The sequence below is a fragment of the Streptomyces sp. NPDC007907 genome (assembly GCF_042959365.1).
Lineage (GTDB): Bacteria > Actinomycetota > Actinomycetes > Streptomycetales > Streptomycetaceae > Streptomyces > Streptomyces indiaensis.
In genome coordinates, this window is sequence record NZ_JBIBKR010000018.1 from 1 (window position 1) to 5,576 (window position 5,576).

The 5,576-nt window shown below is 69.4% G+C and carries 5 protein-coding genes and 1 pseudogene; 3 read left to right on the plus strand and 3 right to left on the minus strand.

The window, feature by feature from the left end; all coding sequences use genetic code 11:
- Positions 1-139 precede the first annotated feature (139 nt).
- Positions 140-851, plus strand: a pseudogene (locus tag ACFZDI_RS35840) (transposase).
- 337 nt (positions 852-1,188) lie between these two features.
- Here the strand turns inward: ACFZDI_RS35840 and ACFZDI_RS35845 are convergent.
- Together ACFZDI_RS35845 and ACFZDI_RS35850 are read right to left on the minus strand one after the other, a co-directional pair.
- A complete protein-coding gene (locus ACFZDI_RS35845) occupies positions 1,189-2,472 on the minus strand; it encodes an MFS transporter (protein WP_391256738.1) in 1,284 nt (427 codons plus the stop codon).
- A complete protein-coding gene (locus tag ACFZDI_RS35850) occupies positions 2,469-3,818 on the minus strand; it encodes a rhodanese-like domain-containing protein (RefSeq protein ID WP_391256740.1) in 1,350 nt (449 codons plus the stop codon). Before ACFZDI_RS35850 ends, ACFZDI_RS35845 begins: the two co-directional genes overlap by 4 nt.
- A gap of 117 nt (positions 3,819-3,935) precedes the next feature.
- Here ACFZDI_RS35850 and ACFZDI_RS35855 point away from each other — a divergent pair, with 117 nt between their 5' ends.
- Positions 3,936-4,613, plus strand: coding sequence for a metalloregulator ArsR/SmtB family transcription factor (locus ACFZDI_RS35855; protein ID WP_234845194.1), 678 nt, complete (start codon positions 3,936-3,938; stop codon positions 4,611-4,613).
- 117 nt (positions 4,614-4,730) lie between these two features.
- A complete protein-coding gene (locus ACFZDI_RS35860; protein ID WP_391256744.1) occupies positions 4,731-4,979 on the plus strand; it encodes an aminotransferase class V-fold PLP-dependent enzyme in 249 nt (82 codons plus the stop codon).
- A 342-nt stretch (positions 4,980-5,321) separates the two neighbouring features.
- On the opposite strand, the gene ACFZDI_RS35865 is transcribed toward ACFZDI_RS35860, so the two are convergent.
- Positions 5,322-5,576: hypothetical protein (locus tag ACFZDI_RS35865; RefSeq protein WP_391256746.1), on the minus strand; the 255-nt coding region annotated here is incomplete at its 5' end.

The window sequence follows — 5,576 nt, forward strand, 5'->3', positions numbered from 1 at the left end:
CTTCGAGCCTTGCGATGGGCGTGTCAGGGTCACCGGCGAATTCTGCCCAGGAAAGGTCCTCAATCGTTGGTGAACCGTACGCGTCGGATGCCGACGTATTGCCTGCCCCAGGCCGGCCGCCGCCACATACCCAGGCATCATGCAGCCCTCACGGCCCTACCCCAGCGACCTATCCGACGCCCGCTGGGAACTCATCCGCCCCACCCTCGAAGCCTGGCGCCAGGCCCGCAATGGCATCCGACTTCGCTCGCTGGGAAGCCGTCGGCATCTTCGACCAGCTCACCGGCCTCTTACGCGGCAAAGTCCGCCAGGCCGAAGGCCGCACCAGCGAGCCACACGCCTGCCTGATCGACAGCCAGAGCATCAAAACCTCCGCCACCGTCCACCTGACCGGCCAAGGCATCGACCCGGCCAAGAAAATCATCGGCCGCAAACGGCACATCGTCACCAACACCCTCGGCCTCCTGCTGGCCGTCGCCGCCGCCAGCGTCCACGACTCCGCCGACGGCACCCAACTCCTCACCAGAGTCCGCCAACGCCACCCCACCATCACCAAAGCCTGGGCCGACAACGGCTACACAACCGCAGCCGTCGAACACGCCGCCCACCTGGGCATCGACCTCGAAATCGTCCAACGCGACCCCACCACCCGCGGCTTCCACGTCCAACCCCGCCGCTGGGTCATCGAACGCACCCCCGGCTGGCTCATGCACCGCCGCCGCCCGGCCCGCGACTACGAAACCCACCCCCACCGCTCAGCCGCCATGATCCAACTCGCCGCCATCAACCTCATGACCCGCCGCCTCACCCACGAAGCCACCACGAACTGGCGCGACAGCCAAAACAAATGAAACGGACAAGCAAGAATCAAACGCTCACTCAGCGGTGACGTGAGGATGAACGGCGTCTCGTACGACAGACTGGTCAATCCCAAGGTCGGCACACTGCATCGGCAGGCGTGGAAGTCGCGCTCGCGCTGGTCGACGAGATGCGGGCTGTCCATCCCTGAAAGGGCAGGTGCCCTTGCCGGAAAACTCATCCGTGCAGGTCATTCGGCGTGTTCGTATTCGTGGAGGATTCCGCCGAGACGGTCGCGTCGTCGTATGTCGAGACGGGTGATCTGCTCCGGATCGGTGATCGGCCCAGGCAAGGGGTGGAGTGGCCGGGTGTTCGCGGCCGCCGCGCCCCTCAGCGAGTGGCGAGGCGGTGCTCGGTGATCCAGCGAGCAGCCATGAGTCCGGAAGTCGCGGTGAGGACGGCTGCGGCGATGACGGTGGCGTTCAGGCCGAGAGCATCGGCGAGGAGGCCAGCGACCAGGGCGCCGGCGGCATAGCCGATGTCCCGCCAGAACCGGTACGTCCCAAGGGCGTTGGCCCGCCAGGCGGGGTGGGCGTGGTCGGAGATGGATGCGATGAGGGCGGGGTAGACCATGGCGGTGCCCAGGCCGAGCGCGATGGCGGTCAGGATTCCGGCGAGGAGCGGGCGTTCGAGCAGGGTGAGGGCGAGGACGAAGCCGGCGGCCTGGACGAGCATGCCGTAGACGATGAGTGGTTTGCGGCCGATGCGGTCGGCGAGGTGGCCGGTGGGTATCTGCCCGAGTCCCCACAGAATGGGGTAGAGACCCTTGATGAGGCCGACGGCGGCCAGGCCGAGGCCGTGGTCGGTGAAGAGCAGAGGGAAGACGCCCCAGGTAAGGCCGTCGTTGAGGTTGTTGATCAGTCCGGCCTGGCTGGCGCCGCGTAGGGAGCGGTTATGCCAGGAGGTGCGGGTGAAGGTGGCCTTCAGGCCGGTGTCCTCGTCGGTGGGCAGGGGCTTGGTGTGGTGGGCGAGTTCGAGCGCGACGTGGGCGGCGGTGTCGCGTACGACCAGGGCCAGGGCGAGGCCCGCGACGACGAAGACGGTGCCGATGAGTTCGGGGACGGGGCGCAGGCCGTATGACGTGGCGAGGTAGCCCGTGAGCAGGGCGGTGACGCCGACGGCGGTGTAGCCGGCGGCTTCGTTCAGGCCGGTGGCGAGTCCTCGGCGTGAGGGGCCGACGAGGTCGATCTTCATGTTGACGGTCATCGACCAGGTAAGGCCCTGGTTCAGGCCGAGTAGGACGTTGGCTGCGACGATCCAGCCCCAGGACGGCGCCCAGGCGAGGGCGAAGGGGACGGGGATGCCGAGCAGCCAGCCCGTCACCAGCAGCTGTTTGCGGCGGAAGCGTGCGGTGAGCGCCCCGGCGGCGAGGTTGGTGAACGCCTTGGTGAGGCCGAAGGCGATGATGAAGGAGAAGACGGCCAGGTCGCTGGTCAGGCCGAAGGTCTCGGAGCCGATCAGCGGGACGGTGGTGCGTTCCAGGCCGACTAGGCCGCCGACGCAGACGTTGACGATGACCAGCAGGGTGAACTGCAGCCAGTTCTCTCGCAGGCCGAGCCGTACGGGCCGCCCGGAGGCGTCGGTCGCAGTGGTGGCCAGAGGGGTGGCGTTCACGAGCAGGTGTCCTCCACGCCCTGCACGAGCTGCAGATCCTGTGCGGCGGCGTAGTCGGCCGGTCCGCCGTCGAGGACGGCGACATCGGTGTGGCCGGCCCGCTCCAGGAGGCTGGCGGCGGTCATGGCGCGCTCGCCGTGCCCGCACGCTACGACCGGTCCGGTCGGGGCGTCGGCCGCGGACTCGTTGAGGGCGCCGAGCTCGATGTGCAGCGCGCCGGGGACGTGCCCGGCGGCGAACTCGGCTTGCTGCCGGACGTCGACGTAGGGGCGGCCTGTGGCGCGGTCGGCGGCGAGGAAAGCGGTGGTGGCCTGGGGGTTGCCGTCGACGAGCCAGGCGTCCATGCCGCCCGCGAGGTGGCCGGCGAGACGCTCGTAGCCGATCTTGTATGCCTGCCAGACGATTTCGCTCAGGTCCTGGCCCTCGGCGGTGACGAAGGCCAGGGGTGCGGTGTCGGGCAGGAGCCAGCCGAGCCAGGTGGCGAACTGGTCGCGCAGCGGGATGGACAGGGCGCCGGGGATGTGGCCGGCGGCGTAGTCGGCGGCCGGGCGGACGTCAACGACGTGGCCGCCGTCAGCAATGAGGGCCCGCGCCTGCGGTGCGGACAAGGCCGGGAGCACGGGGTTTGCGGTCAGCACGGCCGGGCCGCGCCGGTTGATCTCGCCGAGGCGGTCGAAGTAGGCGGGGTAGGTGCCCAGGCTCGCGATCAGCTGGGCCACGAAGGTGTCCTCGTCGGCTGCGGTGAGCAGCGGGTTGGCCTGCTTCTGGGCTCCGATGGTGGTGGTGCGCTCGGTGCCGGGCGGGGCGGAGCAGAAGGATCCTGCGCCGTGGGTGGGCCACACCGCGGTCTGGTCCGGCAACGCGGTCAACCGTTTCAGTGAGCGGTACTGGGCGCGGGCGAGTTCCTCGGTGCGCTCTTGGCCGAGGAGGTCGGTGCGGGCGGCGGAGTTCACGATCAGCGAGCCGCCGGTGAACACCCCGAGTTCCCCGGAGCCGTCGAGCAGCAGGAAGGACAGGTGCTCGTCGGTGTGTCCGGGGGTGGCCAGAGCCCGCAGCGTCAGCCCGCCGAGGTCGACTTCGTCGCCGTCGGTCAGGCGCTGGTGATCGAAGGCTCGGCGGCCGGCCGCGGAGGCCAGGATCGTGGCACCGGAGTCGTGGCCGAGCTGGACGGCGCCGGAGAGGAAGTCGGCGTGCAGATGGGTGTCCGCGGCGAACGCGATGCGCAGTCCGCGCCGCTCGGCTGCTGCCCGCAGCGCGCGCAGGTCACGGCTGGCGTCCATGGCCAGGGCGCGTCCGTCGCCCAAGTCGAGCAGGTAGGCGCTGTTGCCCAGCCCTTCGTCGACCAACGGTATGAGGTGATCGTCCGCAAAGCCCACGGCGTCCTCCAAGATCTCGGGAACGGGGGCGTGTGGTAACACCCACCCGACTCACCTACAATAATCCATGGATTTATGGAGGATGTCTTGCCGGAGCACACGAAGAGCGCGACGAAGACGCGGCTGTATGACGCGTTCGCGGCCAGCGGCAAGGCGCTGGCCAGCGGAAAGCGTCTGGAGCTGCTGGATCTGCTGGCCCAGGGCGAGCGCACCGTCGACGCGCTGGCGAAGGCGGCCGGGCTGAACCTGACCACCGCCTCGGCGCATCTGCAGACGCTCAAGCAGGCCGGGTTCGTCACCACCCGGCGTGAGGGGGTGCGCATCCACTACCGGCTCGCCGGTGACGACGTCGCCCAACTGTTCGCGCTGCTTCGCAAGGTTGCCGAAGCCCACCAGGCCGCCGTGCCCGCCGCCCGGGATGCCTATCTCGGCGAGGACGCCGCCGGCGAGCTCAGCCGTGAGGAGCTTCAGGTGCGGATCGCCGCCGGGGACGTTGTCGTGCTCGATGTGCGGCCGGTAGAGGAGTACCAGTCCGGGCACATCCCCGGCGCACTCTCCATCCCGGTCGAGGAACTGCCGGACCGGATCAGCGAACTGCCCGAGAAGATGGAGATCGTCGTCTACTGCCGCGGCGAGTACTGTGTGCTGGCCTACGACGCCGTGCGACTGCTGACCGGCCGCGGGCGGCGGGCAGTCCGTCTCGACGACGGCATGCTGGAGTGGCGGCTGTCGGAACTGCCCGTCGATGCCTCGGGCCTGACGTGAGGGGCCCGGGCAGCGCCCTTACGCCGCACCCGGGCCTGGCGGGCCGGGTCGGCCTACCTGGACTACAACGCCACCACGCCGGTCGATCCGCGCGTCGCCAAGGCGATGTGACCGCACGTGACCGACTTCTTCGGCAACCCCTCCAGCAGCCACTCCTTCTCCCAGGAGCCCCGCCGGGCACTTGTTGGGGCCCGCGCCAAGGTCGCCGGTCTGATCGGCGCCCGGACCCGCGAGATCGTGTTCACCGGTTCCGGATCCGAAGCCGATCTGTTCGCCCTGCGCGGTGCGGTCCTGACCTCAGGGCGCCCGCACCCGCATGTCCCGCTTCCATTTGGGCCAGTCGCCCTCGCCGACCCGTCGTGTTGAGCACGCTCCCGCCGAACAGGCCAGCCGCCGACGCCCATCCCTCGCCCGTTGCACCGCCGCGCGTGCAGCGAGGCGTGCAGGTTCTGGCCGGTCGTGCCCCGAGAATGCCGATGCTGAGGGCATCGGGCGTCCGGTGCCGACGCGGGTCGTGAGTCGACGGTGCCAGTGTCCAGGGCACCAGGTCGTGAACCCGGGCCGTAAGGGGCGTAAACCTGGGCAGTACACGAGCCTTTTGCGCATGATGCGTTTTTGATCGGCGGCCCTCGCTCATCGCACCATCTCCTCAACGCGGTGGTCCGGCACCCGGTCAAGGTCAAGGCCGAGGTGCCTGCTGGCGGCTCGTCAGGCCACTTCTGTGTGTGCAGTGAACCAGGTCGCGCACCGGGTCAGCGCATCCTGGACAGCTGCGGTATCAGGACCGGCGACCACCACGTCGCCCGCGCGATCGAAGGTGACAGCGGTCTCGCCGACGACGTCGCCGGGGCCCACCTTCAGCGATGCCTGTATGACGCCGGGTTGGGAGCGGATCTCCTCCAGTGTGGGCATGGTGTGGATGGTTCCGGTGGGGGCGGTCAGGTGGACGAAGCCGAGGGTGTC